Here is an 18871-nt window from a genome sequence, read left to right on the forward strand (position 1 = left end):
TCGCCGGCCGCCGGGCCGCGATCCTCCGGCTCGGCGAACCCGTTCGGGCGGCAGGAGGCCGGGTATGGATCCGAGAAAGCTGTTGGCGGAGGCGCTGGGCACAGCGCTTCTGGTGTTCGTCGGTGTCGGAGTGGCGACGCTGTCGTTCGGCTTCGGGCTCACCGGGCAGTCCCCGGCCGCGGGGATCGTGGCGACCGCGCTGGCGTTCGGTCTGATCATGCTGATCATGGCCTACGCGATCGGCCCGATCTCGGGGGCGCACATCAACCCGGCGGTGACGCTCGGCTTCTTCGTGTCCGGCAGGATGCGCATCACCGAGGCGGTCGCGTACTGGGTGGCGCAGATCGCGGGCGGCATCATCGGCGCGGGCGTGCTGCGCGGGATCTTCGCCACCACGGACTTCTACAGCACCGACAAGGTGGGGCTGGGCACCAACGGGTGGGGCGAAGGCGTCTCGTTCATCGGGGTCGACTGGGTCGGCGCGTTCTTCATCGAGATCGTGTTGACGTTCATCTTCGTCGCGGTGGTCCTCGCGGTGACGACCAAGCTGGGCTCCACGGCGGCGTCCGGCGCGGCGATCGGCCTGGCGCTCGCGACGGTGCACCTGGTCGGCGTCGCGGTCACCGGCACCTCGGTGAACCCGGCCCGCAGCATCGGCCCGGCGATCTTCGTCGGCGGAGACGCGCTCAACCAGCTGTGGCTGTTCATCGTCGCCCCGCTGATCGGCGGCGCGCTCGCCGCCGTCGTCGTCTGGTTCCTGTACTCGGGCAAATCCGAGGAGGTCGGCGAGGACCTCATCGAGCCGGACGTGGTCGAGGGGCCCGCGGCGGGGCAGGCGTAGGTGTAGCGAGAAGCGGACGAGCAGGGCGCCGGGGCGTGCGTGTCGCCCCGGCGCCCTGCCGCATCCGTGGACTTCCGTGTATGCAGGCGCCGTCAGTCGCGCAGTGCGCTGAGGTCGGTGCGCAGCAGCATCACGTTGTAGTCGGACCACGTGGTGCCGGTGAAATACAGGTGCCTGCCGCCGGAGTCGCTCGACTCCGGATGCATGAACGCGCCGTAGAAGGCCGGCACCTGGAGCGGGCTGATGAGCGTGGTCGTGCCGCTCCACGGCCCGGTGAGGCTGTCGGCAGTGCGCACGACGAGACCCTTGACCGGATGGGTGTACATGGCGATGTACTTGCCCAGGTAGGTGTTGAAGGCGACGGAGAGTTCGCTCACCTTGCCGTCGATCACCACCGCCGCCTGCTCAGGCGTGGCGGCCCAGCCGGAGCCGTCCCAGTAGGTGTAGGCGGCGGCGTTCTCGATGTCCTTCTGCTGCACGCGCGACAGGCGCGCCGAGCCGCTGCGCCCCGACGGGGTGCCGAAGAAGTACACGTAGCTGCCCGGATCGCCCACGTCGGCGTCGTGCGTGCGGACGAACGCGCCCATCTGGAAGTTCGCGTTGCCGCCGGCGTTGAGCCGCACGGACGACAGCGCCGCCGTGGCGGTCTTCAGCGCCGTGGCCCCGGTGCCGGGCGCGACGGCCTCGCCCACCATGTCCTGCACGGAACCGAAGGTGGGCGAGACCCAGTTCTCCCCGTTGTCGTCCGAATAGGCGATGGCCGAGTAGTTGGTGGTCCACTCGCCGGGCGCGCCCCAGCTCTTGACCGACATGAACTCGATGTACTGGCGGAAGCCACCGGCGGCGCCGGCATGCGGAACGGCGATGCCGGCGGTGGGGATCACGGTGTGCTCGACACCGGGCACCTTGAGGCTCGGAAGGATCTCCTTGGCCTGGCCGGGGGAGGCCATCGCCGCGCTGTCGATGCTCATCCCGTCGGAGAGGTCGTCGTCGTCGCTGCGCAGCAGCACGTTCGAGCGCCAATGCCCGACGAGCCCGTTGCAGACGGGATCATCGTTGGCGCCGGTGGTGTCGCCGAAGGCGAGCATCGTCTGCCCGTTCCCGTTGTCCCACATGATGCCCAGGTCGGTGCCGATCACGTTGAACCGGGGCACGGTGCTGTTGGCGCCGGAGGGCCCGGTGATGTGCGCGACGGCCTCGGTGGTGCCGTTCACCTGCGGCAGCATCCCGTCCTGCCCGTTGAGCCAGGGCACCGAGTGCATCGGGCCGCCTGAGGAGCCGACGCTGCCGCTGCCCGTCACCCCGGTGCTGCCGAGCGCGCAGCCGAGCGAGCCGCCGCCGAAACTGTCGCTCAGCCCGGTGCTGGCCAGGCTGGACAGGCTGCCGCCGCCCTCGAGCGGGGCGGTGAGTGCGCCGAGGGCGCTGCTGCCCGCGGTGCTGAGGCTTCCGGCGCTGCCGAGGCTCTGCGGGCCGTTCTCGCCGAGCGGGGTGCCGTCGAGGCTCGATTGGTCGGTGACGCTGCCCATGGAGCCGTTGTCCACGGGGGCGGCACCGGCGGGCGCCGCCGGCAGGGCCGCGCAGGTTCCGAGTGCGACGGCGCCGGCGAGCAGTGCGGCCGGGCGGGGGACTGTGCGGCGGGGTGGGTACGGATGATCCGGCATGGAAGCCCTTCTTACTCGGAGGTACGTCGGCGGCGATAATCCTATGGGCCGGAACTGTCAGCTCCGGAATCGTCAGGATCGCACGCGCGCAGGCGGTCCGGAGCTGAGAATGAGAAAACGCCCGCGGACCGTGTGCGCGGTCCGCGGGCGTATCCCGTTGGCGGAGGATAGGGGATTCGAACCCCTGAGGGCGTTAACCCAACCCGCGTTCCAGGCGAGCGCCATAGGCCACTAGGCGAATCCTCCGAGAGAAGCATAACCGGTGGGCCCCTGCGGATGCACATCGCCCCGCGCCGCCCTGTCCACCTGCGGCTATCGCGCAGAAGGGGGTGCGAGTGGTCGCGCGCGCAGGGGGTCGTTAGACTGTCCTCGGACCCCGCGCGGCGTCCATCCTGTGAACTCCCCCAGGGCCGGAAGGCAGCAAGGGTCAACGGGCTCTGGCGGGTGCGCGGGGTCCTTGACTTTGTATGCTTCTGCCCCCTCAGTCCGGGTGCTGACGGCACTCGCCTCGCGGTACGCATGTGTGTCGGGCCCCGGGAAAGGCTCCCCATGTGGATCGATTCACTCGGTCGTGACGAACTCGTCGTCGAGCATCAGCGCCAGAGCGCGAACTACGAGGCCCTCGTGGACGCCGCGCTCACGCTGAACCTCACCCGGGGCAAGCCGTCGCCGGAGCAGCTGGACCTGGCCAACGGCCTGCTCGCGCTGCCCGGTGAGGAGGGCTACACGGATCCGGACGGGACGGACTGTCGCAACTACGGCGGCGTCGAGGGGCTTCCGGCGCTGCGCGCGATCTTCGGCGAGCTGCTGCACGTGCCCACCGCGAACATCATCGCCGGAGGCAACGCCAGCCTGGAGATCATGCACGATATCATCGTGTTCTCCCTGCTCAAGGGTACGCACGATGCGCCGCGCCCGTGGTCGCAGGAGCCGGGTGTGAAGTTCCTGTGCCCCAGCCCGGGGTACGACAGGCATTTCGCCATCTGCGAGCAATACGGGATCGAGATGATTCCGGTGCCCATGCTCGAGGACGGCCCCGACATGCACCGCGTCGCGGGGCTGGTCGCCTCGGACCCGTCGATCCGCGGCATGTGGGCCATCCCCAATTACTCCAACCCCACCGGCGCCGTCTATTCCGAGGACGTGGTGCGCGAGCTCGTGTCGATGCCCGCCGCCGCGCCGGATTTCCGGCTGTTCTGGGACAACGCGTACGCGGTGCATTCCCTGGTGGGCCAGCCCGCGCCGGTGTTCGACGTGCTGGGCATGGCCGCCGAGGCCGGCAACCCCGACCGCCCCTACGTGTTCGCATCCACCTCGAAGATCACCTTCGCCGGTGCGGGTGTCGGGTTCTTCGCCTCGTCCACCGCCAACCTGGAGTGGTATCTGGGGTTGGTGGGCAAGAAGACGATCGGTCCGGACAAGGTCAATCAGCTGCGGCACCTGAAGTTCTTCGGCGACGCCGACGGCGTGCGGGCGCACATGGCGCGGCACCGTGAGCTGCTCGCGCCCAAGTTCCGTGCCGTGATCGAGATCCTTGACGACCGGCTGGGCGACAACAAGGCGGCGTCCTGGACGACGCCGGAGGGCGGCTATTTCGTCAGCGTGGACGTCGCCGACGGCACCGCCCGGCGCGTCATCGAGCTGGCCGCGGAGGCGGGGATCGCGCTCACCGCGGCGGGGTCGGCCTTCCCGTACAAGAACGACCCCACCGACAGCAACATCCGCCTGGCGCCCAGCTACCCGTCGCTCGGCGAGCTGCGGACCGCGATGGACGGCGTGGCCACCTGCATCGTGCTGGCCGCGGTGGAGAAGGCGCTGGCCCGGCACGACGAGGGCTGATTCAGCCGCTCAGGCAGTCCCTGCCGGCCGTCACACGCCGAGCGGGTCGACGCGCAGGAGCATCGAGCGGGCCGAGAGGAAATCCGCGAGCGTCGTCCTGTGCTCGTCGCAGGCGGCCCAGATCTTCTCGCGGTCCGGGGTGTGGATCCGGGGGTTGTTCCAGATCACCGCCCACCGCGCGGCCTGCCGGCAGCCGCGTGCGGAACAAAGGGGCTCCGGCCCGGAATCGGTGATGTGTTCGGAATCGGAGAGGTGTGCCACGGGTTCCAGTCTGGACCCTCGGGGCCGTCGAATGTGACACATGGCCGGTTCGGTTCGGGATCCCGACCGGTGGAATTCCGGGCGGGTCGGTAATCTTGTCCGGTAAGGCGATCATCCCGGCGACGCCGGGCGGTGTGCGGGGGCACCGCTCCTGTCCGGGGTGGGTGCTGCGTGCGATAGCAAGTGCGGGCGCCGCCGAGCGCAGTGCGCTGCGCCCAGTGGGCGGACCGCGGGCGAGGAGTGAAGATGCGGGCGTCCCGACGGATGTTTTTCGGGCTCGTGTGCGCACTGTTGGCGGTGGCGACGCTGGCGGGGTGCACGATCGGCGGAGCAGGCGGTGGCGGTGGAGCCGCCGGTACCACCCCGGCGCCGCCGCCGACCAGTGACGCGCGCATCACGGTCACCCCGGGGCCGGACACCCCGGTCAACCCCACCGATCCCGTCGCGGTGACGGTGGAGAAGGGGACGCTCACCGACGTCGTCATGACCAACCCGGAGGGCGAGAAGGTCGAGGGGGTGATGACCCCGGACAGGATCTCCTGGAAGACCACGGAACCGCTCGGCTACGCGAAGAAGTACACGATCAAGGCGACCGCGGTGGACGCGAAAGGACTGACGACGGACATCACCAAGACCGTCTCGACGCTCACGCCCAGCAACAAGACCAAGCTGTACTTCGAGACGACGGGCGGCGGGGCGATGCGCGACGGCGCCACCTACGGCGTCGGGATGGTGATCGTCGCCCACTTCGACGAGCCGATCGAAGACAAGGCCGCCGCGCAGAAGACGCTGACCGTGACGACGAGCCCGCATGTGGACGGCGCGTGGAACTGGGTGAGCGATTCCGCCGCGCACTGGCGCCCGAAGGACTTCTACGCGCCCGGCACCAAGGTGACGGTGGACGCCAAGCTGTACGGCGTCGACGTGGGCGGCGGGATGTACGGCCAGGAGGACGAGTCGATCTCGTTCACCATCGGCGACGCCCACATCTCTGTGGCGGACGACAACACCAAGATGGTCACGGTCAAGAACAACGGCCAGGTGGTGCGCACCATGCCGACGTCGATGGGCATGGGCGGCACGCAGACGATCAATGGCCAGACGCTGTCGTTCTGGACCCAGCCGGGCACCTACACGGTGTTGGGCAAGGCGAATCCGGTGGTGATGGACTCGTCGACCTACGGCCTGCCGATCAACTCACGCCTGGGCTACAAAGAGTCGATCAACTGGGCCACCCGGATATCCAACGACGGCATCTACCTGCACGCGCTCGCCTCCACCATGTGGGCGCAGGGCAACACGGACACCAGCCACGGCTGCCTGAACCTGTCGCCGGTCAACGCGGAGTGGTTCTACAACTTCTCCCGCATCGGCGACGTGGTGAAGGTCATCAACACCGGCGGTTCGCCGCTGCAACTGTGGCAGAACGGCGACTGGTCCGTGCCGTGGGACACCTGGGTGGCCGGCAGCGCGGTCTGAGCCCCGGAGCTCACGCGTCGTTGGCGCAGCGGAAGCCCAGGTTGGCCGACGCCGAGTCCGGCGTGTTCGCCGAGCGCGCCGCCACCCGGTAGCGGTTGCAGTACGAGTCGTGGCACAGGAACGATCCGCCGCGCATCACCTGCGCGCCGGTGGCCTCGAGCGGGCCGTGCGGGTCGTGCCGGGGCGCCCGCGCGTAATAGCCGGGGTCGAAGTGGTCCGCGCACCATTCCCACACGTTGCCGGCCGTCCCCCAGAGCCCGTAGCCGTTGGGGCGGTAGGACTTGACCGGGGCGGTCGTCAGGTATCCGTCGTCGCGCGTGTTGACGTCGGGGAACCGGCCCTGCCAGATATTGCAGCGCCATTCGCCCCGCGGGGTCAGCTCGTCGCCCCAGGCGTAGCGGCGCCCGGCGAGCCCGCCGCGCGCGGCGTACTCCCACTCCGCTTCGGTGGGCAGGCGTTTACCGGCCCACGCCGCGTACGCTGCGGCGTCGTTCCAGGACACGTGCACCACCGGATGGTTCGACCGCTCGCCGATGGCCGATCGGGGCCCCTCGGGATGGCGCCAGTCGGCACCCCGCACGGCGACCCACCAGGGGGTGGTGTCGAGCCGGTGCATGATATCTTCCGGTCCGGCTTCGACCGCGAGGTGGAAGACGGCGGACACGCCGAAGCGCTCGGATTCGGTGATGTATCCGGTGGCGCGGACGAACCGGGCGAACGCCCTGTTGGTGACGGCGGTCTCGTCGATGTGGAACGGCGCGATCTCCACGGTGTGCACGGGCGTCTCGCCGTCGTCGGGATATCCCTCGTCGAAGTGGTCGCCCATCGAGAACACGCCGCCGGTCAGGGGCACCTGCCCCTTCGTGCTGCGCGGATTTCGGGCGACGCCGTCGGCGGGGCTGCGGGGGGCGGGCCCGCCGGCGACGGGAGCGGGCCCGGGCAGCGCGCTCGCCGCGCAGCAGGGGCGCGGCTCCGCGGTCGCGGGGGTCGGGTCGGTCATGGGTTCGCCTCCTTCTCCGGAGCGGTCAGTGCGGCGAGCAGGTCGGCGATACGGTGCTCGAACTCGTCGCGGCGTTCCTCCTCCACGTCGAAGGCGGAGAGCATCTCGCGGCTGAACACCGACCAGCCGTAGATGACGGTGAGGGCGATCATGAGCCGGGCATCACGGTCCGGCTCGGGGGACGGTGCCCCGCGCACTGCGGCGATGGTGCGGTGCGGGGCGGACGTGAGCGGCGACGCGCCCTCGGGCCCGCTCTCGAGAGCCATCCACGCGATCATCCGGACGAAGTCGGTCTGCGTGGTGGAATCGAGGAACATCGACCGCACGGCCCCGTCGGCGGCGACGTGCCGCGTGCTGGATTCCAGCGTGTCCTCGATGACCTCGTCGATCAGCTGCTCTTTGCGGCCGAAGTGCCGATGGATGAGTCCGGCGTTGACTCCGGCGGTGGCGGCGATGTCGCGCAGTGAGGCGCGGCACCCCTCCCGGGCGAAGTGGTGCCGCGCCGCGCGGAGGATCGACCGTCGGACGGCGTCCCGGCCGGTCGGTCGCTCCGGTTCGGATTTCGGATGCACGCCTCCGACTGTAGTCGATCGGCTACAGTGGTTGTCGTCGCACTTGTAGTCGACCGACTACAGTGCCGTGCTCCGCAGATCCGACGTCCCCGTCCACGACACGAAAGCGAGTCGCCGTGGTCAACCGGTACTCCATCCCCATCGAAGAACCCGCGTCGACGACCCCCGCCGCCGTCGACTACCGCAGCCAGAACCCGCCCTTCCGGCGGCCCGACCCGATCCGCCCGCCGGACGGCGCCCCGAACGTGTTGTTGGTGATGATCGACGACGTGGGCTTCGGCGCCGCATCGGCCTTCGGCGGCCCGTGCCGGACCCCCGCCGCGGAGCGGCTGGCCGAGGACGGGCTCACCTACACCCGATTCCACACCACCGCGCTGTGCTCGCCCACGCGCGCGGCGACGCTGACGGGGCGCAACCACCACAGCGTCGGCTTCGGCGTCATCGCGGAGATGGCGGGCCAGGCTCCCGGATACAACGGCACCCGGCCCGCGTCCGCCGCCACCGTGGCCCGTGTATTGCAGGGCAACGGCTACGCCACCGGCGCTTTCGGCAAGATGCATCAGACGCCGCCGTGGGAGATCAGTCCGGCCGGCCCGTTCGACCGTTGGCCGCTGCGTGAGGGGTTCGAGAAGTTCTACGGGTTCCTCGGGGCGGAGTCCGACCAGTTCGAGCCGGTGCTCTACGACGGTTTCCGCACCGTGGACCCGCCGGCCACGCCCGAGCAGGGGTACCACCTGTCCGAGGACCTGGTGGACCGTGCGATCGAATGGATCGACTCGGTGGAGACGATGGACCCCGACAAGCCGTGGCTGTGCTATCTGCCCTTCGGCGCATGCCATGCCCCCTTGCAGGTGCCCGACGCGTACCTGGACAAGTACCGCGGCGCCTTCGACCACGGCTGGGACCGCCAGCGGGAGATCACCCTGGCCCGGCAGAAGGAGCTGGGCGTGGTGCCGGAAGACACGGTGCTGGCGCCGTGGGCCCCGGGCCTGCCCCACTGGGACGAGCTGGACGATGACCAGCGCACCGTCGCGGCGCGGTTCATGGAGATCTACGCGGCGTTCCTCGAGCACACCGACGATCAGGTGGGCCGCATGGTGGATGCGCTGCGCGAACGCGGCGATCTCGACAACACACTGGTCATCTACATGATCGGCGACAACGGCGCCTCCGCCGAGGGCGGCATGGAGGGGGCGTTCAACTATCTGGCCAACCTCAACGGCTACCGCAGCGGCACCCAGGAGTCGCTCGAGCGTATCGACGAGATCGGCCGCCCGTCGAGCTATGCGCACTTCCCGTCGTCGTGGGCGCTGGCGCTGGATACGCCCTACCAGTGGGCCAAGCAGGTGGCTTCCCACTACGGGGGCACCCGCAACGGACTGATCGTGCACTGGCCGAAGGGGATCGCAGAACCGGGGCTGCGGCACCAGTGGCACCACTGCGTCGACATCACGCCGACGATTCTCGAGGCTGCGGGCATCCCTGTGCCGCAGAGCGTGGACGGGGTACGGCAGAAGCCGATGGAGGGCACCGCGATGAACTACTCGTTCAATGCGCCCGACGCCGAGGACCGGCACGTCACCCAATACTTCGAGATCTTCGGCAACCGGGGCATCTACGACCACGGCTGGACAGCGGTGACCGCGCACCGCGCCCCGTGGCTGATGGCCACGCCGGTCAAGGATCTGCCTACCATGGACGAGGACCGGTGGGAACTGTACGACACCACCGTGGACTGGTCGCAGGCCCGGGACCTGTCGGCCGAGCATCCGGGCACGCTCGCCGAGCTGCAGGGCAAGTTCCTCGCCGAGGCGGCGCGCCACCAGGTGCTGCCGCTCGACGACCGCACCGTGGGCCGCTACCCGGACCCGGCGTCCGGCCCGCCGCACCCGATGCGCGGCCGCACCGCGATCACTCTGTACCCGCACATGGACGGGCTGGTGGAGAAGGCGGCGCCGAACTTCTTCAACCGCTCGTTCACGCTCACCGCGGCCCTGGCGCCGGACTTCGAAGGCGGCGCCGGCACGGAGGGGCTGCTGGCGAGCATCGGCGGCCGGTTCGCCGGATTCGCATTCTACGTGCTCGAGGGACGGCCGGTGTTCTGCTACAACTTCGTCGGCCGCGAACTCACCCACATCCGGGGCGACGACGTGCTGCCCGCGGGCGCGCGGACCGTGACCGCCGACTTCGTCTACGACGGAGCCGGATTCGGCAAGGGCGGCGAACTGACGCTGTCCGTCGACGGCGTGGCCGTCGCGTCGGGCCGGATCGCGCGGACGGTGCGCGCCATGTTCAGCATGAACGAGCAATTCGATGTGGGGCGCAATCGCGGCAGCGCGGTGAGCCCCGAGTACGCGGGCCGCGGGCCGTTCGCCTTCGGCCCGGCGCTGCGGCACGTGCACGTGGAACTGCCGCAGGCGCGCGACATCCCGCCGTCCGAGAAGGCGCGGATCGCGATGGCCACCCACTGATCGGATGTGCCGCCACCACGGCATCCTGTGGGCGTCCGAGGTGGACTGAGCGCCGGGACAAGCGAAGGGCGGGTGCTCTCCGTGAGGAGAGCACCCGCCCTTCGCTTCACCGGAACCCGGTCAGAACCGGGTCACTTCTGGATCCAGGTGTTGCCCAGCAGCATGATGCCGTCGTTGCTGGGCATCGCGCCGTACACGTTCGGCTTCCAGGCGACGAAGTTCGCGCCCCAGCCGAGGCTCAGGAACGGCACGTCGTCGTGGATCTTCTGCTCGATCGCCTGCAGCGCGGCCTTCTCGGCGTCGTCGGTGGTGGCGTGCTGCGCGGTGTCGAGGAGCTTGTCCATCTCGGGGTTGTCGTAGCCGAGGATGTTGTTGGACGAGTCGCTGCGCAGCGCGGAGTCCAGGCGCATGAACGGCACCGCGTCCGAGATGCTGTACGAGCCGTAGGTCAGGTCGAAGTCGTGGTCGACGTAGAGACGCTTGACCATGTCGGTGATCGTGGCGGTGTACTGGACGTCCACGTTGAAGCCCACCGCGTTGAGCATCGCCTGGGTGGAGGTGGCGATGGCCTGCGAGACGGGGTTGTTCACCGTGACGTAGGTGATGTTGCCGTCGAACCCGTTCGCCTTGGCGGCGTCGACGAGCTGCTTGGCCTGCGCGGTGTCCTGCGTGAACGCGGGCACGTCGTTGTGCCACTTGGACCACTCGGCGAAGATCTTGGTGGTCGGGTGTGCGTCGCCGCTGAAGGCCCGCTGGTTGATCACGTCGGGGTCCATGGCCAGCGCGATGGCCTTGCGGATGTTCGGATCCGCGCCCGGGTGGCCCTCACGGTTGTTGATCTGCAGCACATCGGCCACGTTGAGCGGCTCGTAGTAGCCGGGGTACTTGTCCGTCGCATTGGCGACCCACTCGGCGGAGCGCAGGAACGTCATCTGGACGCCGCCGGAGTCCATCGCCTGGATGCGCGGCTGGCCGCCGGCGATGTTGACGAACTTGAGGCTGTCCAGGTACGGCTTGCCGTCCCAGTAGTCCTCGCGCGGCGTGAGCTCGAGCGACTCGGCCGGCGCGAAGTTGGCGACGGTGTACGGCCCGGCGCCGATGGGCTTGAAGTTGTTCGGGTCCGCGTAGGCGGCGGGGGCGAGGATCATGCCGTAGCCGAAGGTGAGGACCGCGGGGAACTCCCTCCACGGCGCGTTGAGGGTGACCGTGACGGTCTGCGGGTCGGTGGCCTCGATGCTCTTGACGCCGGCCTGGAACTGCTGGCTGTTGGCGCCGCGGTTCTTCGTGAACCGGTTCATGCTGTCGACGACGGCCTGGGCGTCGAGCGGGGTGCCGTCGGAGAAGGTCACACCCTCGCGCAGGCCGATGGTCCAGGTGAGGTGGTCGTCGCTTTCGGTGAGCGACTTCGCGAGCTGCGGCACGTACTGCTGCTTGTCGGCGTCGTAGCGCACGAGCAGGTCGTAGATGTTGGCCATCTCGGTGCCGCCGGTGGAGCCGGCGGGCTGGGTCTTGGTGGGGTCCAGGCTCGACGGCATCGAATAGCCGGCGAAGCTCAGCGTGCCGCCGCTGACCGGCTGGCCGGGCTCGGCCTGGTCGCCGATGACGCCGGCTTTGGTGATCTGCGCGCCCTCACTGCCGCCGGATCCGCCGGAACCCGATCCGCCGCCATTGCTGGCGCAACCGGCGAGCAGCGCGGTGCTGGCGAGCATCGCGGCGGCGGCCACTCCTATCCTTCTGGCCCGAATCGTGCGTGCCATGGGTTCCTCCCGATCGCCTGAAACTTCGACGGACGTGTCGACCGTCTCCGATGTCACAGTCTGTGACGAGGTGCACAGCGATACGGGTCGGGTCCCACTGGCCGGGAATTGTCTGTCGACGACGCACGCCGGCGTGGCGACGGGGGGTTTCCCGATCGCCACGCCGGCGGAGGCGACTGCTGCGCGGTCAGCGTGGTGTCACTTTTTGATCCAGGTGTTGCCCAGCAGCATGATGCCGTCGTTGCTGGGCATCGCGCCGTACACGTTCGGCTTCCAGGCGACGAAGTTCGCGCCCCAGCCGAGGCTCACGAACGGCACATCGTCGTGGATCTTCTGCTCGATCGCCTTCAGCGCCGCCTTTTCCGCGTCCTCGGTGGTGGCGTGCTGCGCGGTGTCGAGCAGCTTGTCCATCTCGGGGCTGTCGTAGCCGAGGATGTTGTTGGACGAGTCGCTGCGCAGCGCGGAGTCCAGGCGCATGAACGGCACCGCGTCGGAAATGCTGTACGACGAGTAGGTGATGCCGAAGTCGTGGTCGACGTAGAGGCGCTTGACCATGTCGGTGATCGTGGCGGTGTACTGGACGTCCACGTTGAAGCCCACCGCGTTGAGCATCGCCTGGGTGGAGGTGGCGATGGCCTGCGAGACGGGGCTGTTGACGCTCACGTAGGTGAGGTTGCCGTCGAACCCGCCCGCCTTGGCGGCGTCGACGAGCTGCTTGGCCTGCGCGGTGTCCTGCGTGAACGCGGGCACGTCGTTGTGCCACTTGGACCACTCGGCGAAGATCTTGGTGGTCGGGTGGCCGTCGCCGCCGAAGGCCCGCTGGTTGATCACGTCGGGGTCCAGAGCCAGCGCGATGGCCTTGCGGATGTTCGGATCCGCGCCCGGGTGGCCCTCACGGTTGTTGATCTGCAGGACGTCGTTGACGTTCAGCGGTTCGTAGAAGCCCGGGTACTTCGCCTCGGCGGCGCTCACCCACTCCGGCGAACGCAGGAACGTCATCTGGACGCCGCCGGAGTCCATCGCCTGGATGCGCGGCTGGCCGCCGGCGATGTTGACGAACTTGAGGCTGTCCAGGTACGGCTTGCCGTCCCAGTAGTCCTCGCGCGGCGTGAGCTCGAGCGACTCGGCCGGCGCGAAGTTGGCGACGGTGTACGGCCCGGCGCCGATGGGCTTGAAGTTGTTCGGGTCCGCGTAGGCGGCGGGGGCGAGGATCATGCCGTAGCCGAAGGTGAGGACCGCGGGGAACTCCCTCCACGGCGCGTTGAGGGTGACCGTGACGGTCTGCGGGTCGGTGGCCTCGATGCTCTTGACGCCGGCCTGGAACTGTTGGCTGTTGGCGCCGCGGTTCTTCGTGAACCGGTTCATGCTGTCGACGACGGCCTGGGCGTCGAGCGGGGTGCCGTCGGAGAAGGTCACGCCGTCGCGCAGGCCGATGGTCCAGGTGAGGTGGTCGTCGCTTTCGGTGAGCGACTTCGCGAGCTGCGGCACGTACTGCTGCTTGTCGGCGTCGTAGCGCACGAGCAGGTCGTAGATGTTGGCCATCTCGGTGCCGCCGGTGGAGCCGGCGGGCTGGGTCTTGGTGGGGTCCAGGCTCGACGGCATCGAGAACCCGGCGAAGCTCAGCGTGCCGCCGCTGACCGGTTCGCCCGCCTCCGGCTGATCGCCGATCACACCGGCCTTCGTGATGTCGCCGGAGCCGCCTCCGGAGCTTGATCCCTCGCCTCCGGACCCGGAGTCACCGCTGCTGGAACAGCCGGCGAGCAGCGCGGCGCTGGCGAACAGTGCCACTGCCACGGTGCCGAGCCTTCTCCGCCTTGATTGAGCCATCGACTTCCTTCCGGTTCCGCCGCAGGAGCATCCACAGACCCCGGCCTGAATGCCCCGCAGCATTGAATTCGATGGAGTGATTTATAGCACAGACGAGCGACATTGTGGACCGCATCTCGTCTGTTGGAGATGCGGAAAAGGGGCGTACGAGTACGACTCGTACGCCCCTTGTCGCGGGGACGGGCCCACCGGGGGCCCAATCCTTCTCAGCCCTGCGGCCTGCCGGATGCGCGGGTGGCCCGGCGTCGGCCCTGTCCCTGGCGGGACGGACCCTGCCCCTGCCTGGAGGGACTCTGCCCCTGGCGAGGTCGACCCTGCCCCTGGCGGGCGGCGGTCTGCTCCCCGCTGCGCCCTGCACCGCCGCGCGCGGTCCGGGCGCTGGCTCCTCGGCCACTCGTGGACCGGGCGCCGCTGCGCCGGCGGCCTCCGGGGCGGCTCCCGGCGGCCCGGCCTGCCGAGGAGTTCTGCGCCGGATTCTGCGGCGCGACGGGTGCCGCCGGTTCACGGTACGGCGCGACCTCGCCGACGAGTTCCACGACGGCGGCGGACGAGGCGCTCACCGGCTGCGGCTTCGCCGTGATGCGGGCCTTCCGGAGGAGCTGCGCGACGTCGCGGCGCTGCTCGGGGAGCACGACCGTGACCACATCGCCGCTGTGGCCCGCGCGGGCGGTGCGGCCTGAGCGGTGCAGGTACGCCTTGTGTTCCGCCGGCGGGTCGACGTGGACCACCAGCTCGACCTCGTCCACGTGCACTCCGCGTGCGGCGATGTCCGTGGCGACGAGGACCCGCACGTCGCCCGTCGTGAATGCGGCGAGGTTGCGGTCGCGTGCGTTCTGCGAGAGGTTGCCGTGCAGGTCGACGGCCGGGACGCCGGAGGCGGTGAGTTGCTTGGCCAGCTTCTTGGCCTGGTGCTTGGTGCGCAGGAACAGGATTCGGCGCCCTGTGCCCGAGGCGAGGTACCGCACCAGTTCCTTCTTGGCGTCGGCTCCGGCGACCTCGTAGACGTGGTGGGTCATCGCGACGACGGGCGACTCGGCGGGGTCCACCGAGTGGTGCGTGGGCTTGTGCATGAACCGCTTGACCAGCTTGTCCACGCCGTTGTCGAGGGTGGCGGAGAACAACAGGCGCTGCCCGGAGGGATCGGTGGCCGAGAGGATCCGCGTGACGCCGGGGAGGAAGCCGAGGTCTGCCATGTGGTCGGCCTCGTCGAGGACGCTGATCTCGACGGAGCCCAGATTGACGTGGCCCTGCCGCATCAGATCCTCGAGGCGCCCGGGGCAGGCGACGACGATGTCGACCCCGGAGCGCAGTGCGTCGACCTGGCGGCCCTGTTTGACCCCGCCGAAGATCGTCGTGACGCGCAGGCCCGCGGCGGAGGCGAGCGGTTGCAGCGTGTCGGTGATCTGGGTGGCCAGCTCCCGGGTGGGCGCCAGGATGAGGCCGCGGGGCCGGCCCGGCTTCGTGCGGGTGCCGCCGAGCGCCAACCGCGCGGCCATCGGGATGGAGAAGGCGAGGGTCTTGCCGCTGCCGGTCTTGCCGCGCCCCAGCACGTCTCGGCCGGCGAGGGTGTCGGGGAGCGTGTCCGTCTGGATGGGGAACGGACTCGTGATCCCGGCGGCGGTGAGGGCGTCGACGAGTGCCGCGGGCACGCCGAGGGCGGCGAAGGACTGCGGCGGGGCGCCCGCGGAGTCCTCCCGCGCAACTGCGGGTGCGGTGGTGACGGTCATGGATAGGCCTGCCTTTCACTGGCATTCGGGCGCACGGCAGGTGGATGCGCCCGCCGTGGAAGGGCGGGCCTCGATGCACCGTGCGCTGGGGCGAGATCGCCTGGAGGCGAAATCGATCGCCGCGAGAACCGCTGGTGCCGGAGTGAGCACTGTCGATCAGGTTCCGGCGGCAGTGCAGCGACCGGCCCGTGGGTCCGGAAGGCGGCTGGCGATCGCCGGAGTGAAAGAGCATTCCACGACGTATCCGGCGGGACTGCGCCTCTGCGGGCGCCCGCGTCCGCGCCGGGCATTGACAGTCTAGCGGTTCGCCGCAGCACGGGCCGACTGCCGACGACGCGGGCAGCGCCGCCGATCAGCAGCGGAAAGGGCAGGTCAGGCGGGGCGTGGGGGGCGGCGTTCCGGGTGGGCGGTGGGCGCCCTCGTGGTGAAGATCACGGGTGTGTGCAAACCGGGGTCGCGCAATCGTGTCGCAACCGCGGAGGATGTGGTTAACTTGGAGACGGTCGCCGTGTTTGTGTATGTGTTTCCACGCTCGCACATTTTTCAAGGGCGTGATGGATTTCCTCTTGTGGAGCCGTCAACATCGCCGTGTGACACCGGCCCTGGGGTTCGATGGACGAGCCTCAGACGTGGACACTGTAAGAGGAGTAAGGCATGGCAGAAGGCACTGTGAAGTGGTTCAACGCTGAAAAGGGCTTTGGTTTCATCGCCCCCGACGACGGCACCGCCGACGTGTTCGTCCACTACTCGGAGATCCAGACCAGCGGTTTCCGCAGCCTGGACGAGAACCAGCGTGTGAGCTTCGAGGTGGGTCAGGGCCAGAAGGGCCCGCAGGCCACCGGCGTCACCCCGCTCTGAGGGCAGGTGCCAGCAGGACCCACGGCCGCGTGAGCGGCCGCCGGGAGGACGAGCTTCCGTTCCACCGCTAAGGTGAACGAGTTCGGAGCGAAGGCCCCCACTCCAACGATGGAGTGGGGGCTTTCGTGACGTCCGGGGCCCGGCAGCCGGCGGCTACTGCGTGGCCGCGCCCATCCGCCGGATCGCATCCAGCATGACCGCCGGTGCGTCCGGCGCGTGGTCGCCCGGGCGGTAGACGATCTGCTGCCACGGCCCGGTGTACGGGAACATGCCGCGGCGACGGTAGAGCTCCCAGGAGACGGGGGAGCGGTGCATCGTGCCCGCGCTCAGCCCGCTGAACGGCACCAGCCACGAGAGCTGCTGCATTGCGACCGCCTCGCGCACGACGGTGTCGTCGATGGCGAGCGCTGCGATCCACCGATGCTTGCCGGGCGCCTCGACCCGCAGACTGATGCGGCGGGAGCCGGTGGGCACGGGTGCAGGCTCGGCCGTGATGGTCCGTCCCCACGCGTTCTGCTCGAGGTGCACGAGGCCGTGCTCGATGTAGAGGACGTACCCCGCCTCCTGCCCTCCATGGGCGACGAGCACACCCTCGTCGCCCTGGCGGTAACCCCCGGCGTCCCCGGGCCCGTCGCCCAGCTCGATGTCGACTGTGAACGAGCGGCCGTCGATCAGCTGCGAGGCCCGGAACCGTTCCAGCGGAGGGGTCTCGGGCAGCAGGACGGTCTCGCAGGCCAAGCGCTCCTCTGCGGGGTCGCGCTGCAGGAAGTGCAAGGGGCTGCCGTTGGACATGGGATGGACCATGTTGGCGGCGGCCGCGTCCTCCCAACGCGAGACGAGATCCGCGACGGTGCCGGGGTGCTCGCCTGCCACGTCGTCGAGCTGGACCGGGTCCCGCTCCACCGCGTAGAGCGCCCACGTGTCGTCGGCGAAGGGCGTCAGCGGCGTGCGCTGTGCGACGGCCTCGTATTCGCCTGCGTAGTAGGCGCGTTCACCGAGGCATTCGTAGTATTGGTCGCCGTGTGCCCCCGGTGCGTCACCATCGCGCAGGGCCTGCACCATGGACGTGCCGTCGAGCGGGCGTGCCGTGGCGCCGCCCCTGGTGGTGGGCACCCGCACCCCCGCGAGCTCCGCGAGCGTCGGCAGCAGGTCGGTCACGTGCGCGTACTGGTGCCGGACGGCCCCGCGCCCGGAGTTCTCCTCGCCGAGTCCGCCGAGCCCGGCCGGCCAGGACATGACGAACGAGACCTGGTGCCCTCCGCGATAGGTGCTGAACTTGTGCCGCCGGAACGGGGTGTTGGCCACTGTGGCCCACGCGGTGGAGTACTGCGGCCACGTCGTGGGGCCGCCGAGGTCGTCGACCCGGCCGATCTCCTCAGCGACCCGCTCGTCGGTGGTCGGCGAGTGGGTGCGGTCGAGGTTGGAGAGGTGGTTGACGATCCCGACGTCTCCGCCTCCGCCGCCGGAGGCGCCGTTGTCCGAGAGGAAGACGAACAGGGTGTTCTCCAGGCGCCCGAGCCTGCGCTGGATGTCGCGGATCCGGCCCACCGATTCGTCGATGCTCACGATCATCGCCGCGTAGTTCTCCATGTGGCGGGCGGCGAGGCGCCTGCCGTCGTCGGAGAGCGAGTCCCACGCGGGCACGTCGGGGCCGGTCTCGTCGTCGAGCGGCGCGGTGCCGACGCCGGCCGGCACCACCCCGAGCACGTCCTGGCGCTGCCGGCGCTCCGCGCGGATCCGTTCCCACCCGGCGTCGTACCGCCCGCGGAAACGGTCGGCGGCGCCGGCCTTGATGTGCATCGGCGTGTGCACCGCGGCGTGGGCGAAGTACATCATCAGCGGCTTGCCCGGGTCCGAGGCGTGCGATTCGGCGATCATGCCCACCGCCCGGTCTGTGAGGTCGTCCGTGAGGTAATACCCTTCGGGGTACTCGGTGACGTGGACCGGGCTGTTGCCCTCGTACAGCTGGGCGGGGGCGTGCAGATTGGCCTGCGCCTCGAGGAAGCCGTAGTACTGGTCGAAGCCGCGCTGCAGCGGCCAGGAGTTCCGATCTCCGGCGGCGTGCATGTCCTGCTCGCGGCACAGGTGCCACTTGCCGATGGCCATCGTCGCGTACCCGGCGTCGCGGAACGCCTCGGCGATGGTCGGCTGGTGGGCGGGCAGCTCGGCCGCGTAGCCGGGGAACCCGTCGTCGACGTTCGCGACCGCGCCCATCCCGACCGCGTGCGAGTTGCACCCGGTGAGCAGCGACGCCCGGGTGGGCGAGCATGTGGGGGTGACGTGGAAGTCGGTCAGCCGGGCGCCCTCCGCGGCCACCGCGTCGAGGTGCGGCGTGGGGATCTCCGAGCCGAACGGGCCGATGTCCGAGTAGCCCATGTCGTCGACGAGCATGAAGATGACGTCGGGCGCATCTGCGCCGGGGCGGGGTTTCCGCGGCCAGGACGGGGTGGCGGCGGGGAGGCTTTCGGTCACGATGCCCGTGAAGCCGCGCGGGGAAGGGAGAGAGGGCTCGCCGGGACTCCCCGTGGTGCAGGAAGGGCCGGGACGGCCGATGTCGTCAGTCATCTGCGTGACGATA

At 69.6% G+C, this 18871-nt stretch carries 13 protein-coding genes, 1 tRNA gene and 1 other RNA gene; 6 read left to right on the forward strand and 9 right to left on the reverse strand.

Going from position 1 to position 18871, the window contains the following annotated elements:
• The first annotated feature begins 64 nt into the window (after nt 1–64).
• Nucleotides 65–841, forward strand: coding sequence for an MIP/aquaporin family protein (locus H4F70_RS03055; protein WP_182358995.1), 777 nt, complete (start codon nt 65–67; stop codon nt 839–841).
• Nucleotides 842–933: 92 nt separating this feature from the next.
• Here H4F70_RS03055 and H4F70_RS03060 read toward each other — a convergent pair whose 3' ends face one another.
• Both H4F70_RS03060 and H4F70_RS03065 read right to left on the reverse strand, forming a co-directional pair.
• Entirely contained in the window at nt 934–2502 is a 1569-nt protein-coding gene (locus H4F70_RS03060) for a DUF4185 domain-containing protein (RefSeq protein ID WP_235681308.1), read from the reverse strand.
• Nucleotides 2503–2660: 158 nt separating this feature from the next.
• Nucleotides 2661–2748: transfer RNA gene (locus H4F70_RS03065), tRNA-Ser, on the reverse strand.
• Between the two features lie 122 nt (nt 2749–2870).
• Here H4F70_RS03065 and ffs point away from each other — a divergent pair.
• Together ffs and H4F70_RS03075 are read left to right on the forward strand one after the other, a co-directional pair.
• Nucleotides 2871–2965: signal recognition particle sRNA small type (gene ffs, locus H4F70_RS03070), an RNA gene on the forward strand.
• Nucleotides 2966–3051: 86 nt separating this feature from the next.
• On the forward strand, nt 3052–4341 hold the full coding sequence (locus tag H4F70_RS03075) for an aspartate aminotransferase type Ic (protein WP_182358996.1): 1290 nt from the start codon (nt 3052–3054) through the stop codon (nt 4339–4341).
• 30 nt (nt 4342–4371) lie between these two features.
• Here the strand turns inward: H4F70_RS03075 and H4F70_RS03080 are convergent, their stop codons facing one another.
• Complete coding sequence (locus H4F70_RS03080) at nt 4372–4602, reverse strand: hypothetical protein (RefSeq protein WP_220471762.1); 231 nt, start codon at nt 4600–4602, stop codon at nt 4372–4374.
• 246 nt (nt 4603–4848) lie between these two features.
• Between H4F70_RS03080 and H4F70_RS03085 the strand changes: the two genes are divergently transcribed.
• Nucleotides 4849–6081, forward strand: a complete 1233-nt coding sequence (locus H4F70_RS03085) for a L,D-transpeptidase (RefSeq protein ID WP_182358997.1) — start codon at nt 4849–4851, stop codon at nt 6079–6081.
• Nucleotides 6082–6091: 10 nt separating this feature from the next.
• On the opposite strand, the gene H4F70_RS03090 is transcribed toward H4F70_RS03085, so the two are convergent.
• A complete protein-coding gene (locus H4F70_RS03090; protein ID WP_182358998.1) occupies nt 6092–7081 on the reverse strand; it encodes a formylglycine-generating enzyme family protein in 990 nt (329 codons plus the stop codon).
• On the reverse strand, nt 7078–7653 hold the full coding sequence (locus tag H4F70_RS03095; protein WP_182358999.1) for a TetR/AcrR family transcriptional regulator: 576 nt from the start codon (nt 7651–7653) through the stop codon (nt 7078–7080). The genes H4F70_RS03090 and H4F70_RS03095 overlap by 4 nt, the downstream gene beginning before the upstream one ends.
• A 116-nt stretch (nt 7654–7769) precedes the next feature.
• On the opposite strand from H4F70_RS03095, the gene H4F70_RS03100 reads away from it, so the two are divergent.
• Nucleotides 7770–10124 (forward strand): arylsulfatase, encoded by a 2355-nt coding sequence (locus tag H4F70_RS03100; protein ID WP_182359000.1) that lies wholly within the window; start codon nt 7770–7772, stop codon nt 10122–10124.
• A gap of 131 nt (nt 10125–10255) precedes the next feature.
• On the opposite strand, the gene H4F70_RS03105 is transcribed toward H4F70_RS03100, so the two are convergent.
• The 3 genes from H4F70_RS03105 to H4F70_RS03115 form a co-directional block, all read right to left on the reverse strand.
• Nucleotides 10256–11848: an ABC transporter substrate-binding protein gene (locus tag H4F70_RS03105; protein ID WP_235681309.1), complete on the reverse strand. Its 1593-nt coding sequence runs from the start codon at nt 11846–11848 to the stop codon at nt 10256–10258.
• Nucleotides 11849–12079: 231 nt separating this feature from the next.
• On the reverse strand, nt 12080–13675 hold the full coding sequence (locus tag H4F70_RS03110; RefSeq protein ID WP_235681310.1) for an ABC transporter substrate-binding protein: 1596 nt from the start codon (nt 13673–13675) through the stop codon (nt 12080–12082).
• Between the two features lie 239 nt (nt 13676–13914).
• Nucleotides 13915–15435 carry a DEAD/DEAH box helicase gene (locus H4F70_RS03115; protein ID WP_182359003.1) on the reverse strand — a complete coding sequence of 507 codons (1521 nt, stop codon included), beginning with the start codon at nt 15433–15435 and terminating at the stop codon, nt 13915–13917.
• Between the two features lie 654 nt (nt 15436–16089).
• On the opposite strand from H4F70_RS03115, the gene H4F70_RS03120 reads away from it, so the two are divergent.
• The gene (locus tag H4F70_RS03120; protein WP_143906065.1) at nt 16090–16293 is read left to right on the forward strand and encodes a cold-shock protein; all 204 of its coding nucleotides are present in this window, start codon (nt 16090–16092) and stop codon (nt 16291–16293) included.
• A 153-nt stretch (nt 16294–16446) separates the two neighbouring features.
• Here the strand turns inward: H4F70_RS03120 and H4F70_RS03125 are convergent, their stop codons facing one another.
• Nucleotides 16447–18858: an arylsulfatase gene (locus H4F70_RS03125; RefSeq protein WP_182359004.1), complete on the reverse strand. Its 2412-nt coding sequence runs from the start codon at nt 18856–18858 to the stop codon at nt 16447–16449.
• Between the last annotated feature and the right edge of the window lie 13 nt (nt 18859–18871).

Source organism: Tomitella gaofuii (genome assembly GCF_014126825.1).
GTDB classification, from domain to species: Bacteria; Actinomycetota; Actinomycetes; order Mycobacteriales; family Mycobacteriaceae; genus Tomitella; species Tomitella gaofuii.

Excerpts from the sequence above, each read along its gene's own strand:
- H4F70_RS03055 (WP_182358995.1), top strand. The coding sequence starts at position 65 with ATGGATCCGAGAAAGCTGTTGGCGGAGGCGCTGGGCACAGCGCTTCTG.
- H4F70_RS03060 (WP_235681308.1), bottom strand. The coding sequence starts at position 2,502 with ATGCCGGATCATCCGTACCCACCCCGCCGCACAGTCCCCCGCCCGGCC.
- H4F70_RS03075 (WP_182358996.1), top strand. The coding sequence starts at position 3,052 with ATGTGGATCGATTCACTCGGTCGTGACGAACTCGTCGTCGAGCATCAG.
- H4F70_RS03085 (WP_182358997.1), top strand. The coding sequence starts at position 4,849 with ATGCGGGCGTCCCGACGGATGTTTTTCGGGCTCGTGTGCGCACTGTTG.
- H4F70_RS03090 (WP_182358998.1), bottom strand. The coding sequence starts at position 7,081 with ATGACCGACCCGACCCCCGCGACCGCGGAGCCGCGCCCCTGCTGCGCG.
- H4F70_RS03115 (WP_182359003.1), bottom strand. The coding sequence starts at position 15,435 with ATGACCGTCACCACCGCACCCGCAGTTGCGCGGGAGGACTCCGCGGGC.
- H4F70_RS03120 (WP_143906065.1), top strand. The coding sequence starts at position 16,090 with ATGGCAGAAGGCACTGTGAAGTGGTTCAACGCTGAAAAGGGCTTTGGT.
- H4F70_RS03125 (WP_182359004.1), bottom strand. The coding sequence starts at position 18,858 with ATGACTGACGACATCGGCCGTCCCGGCCCTTCCTGCACCACGGGGAGT.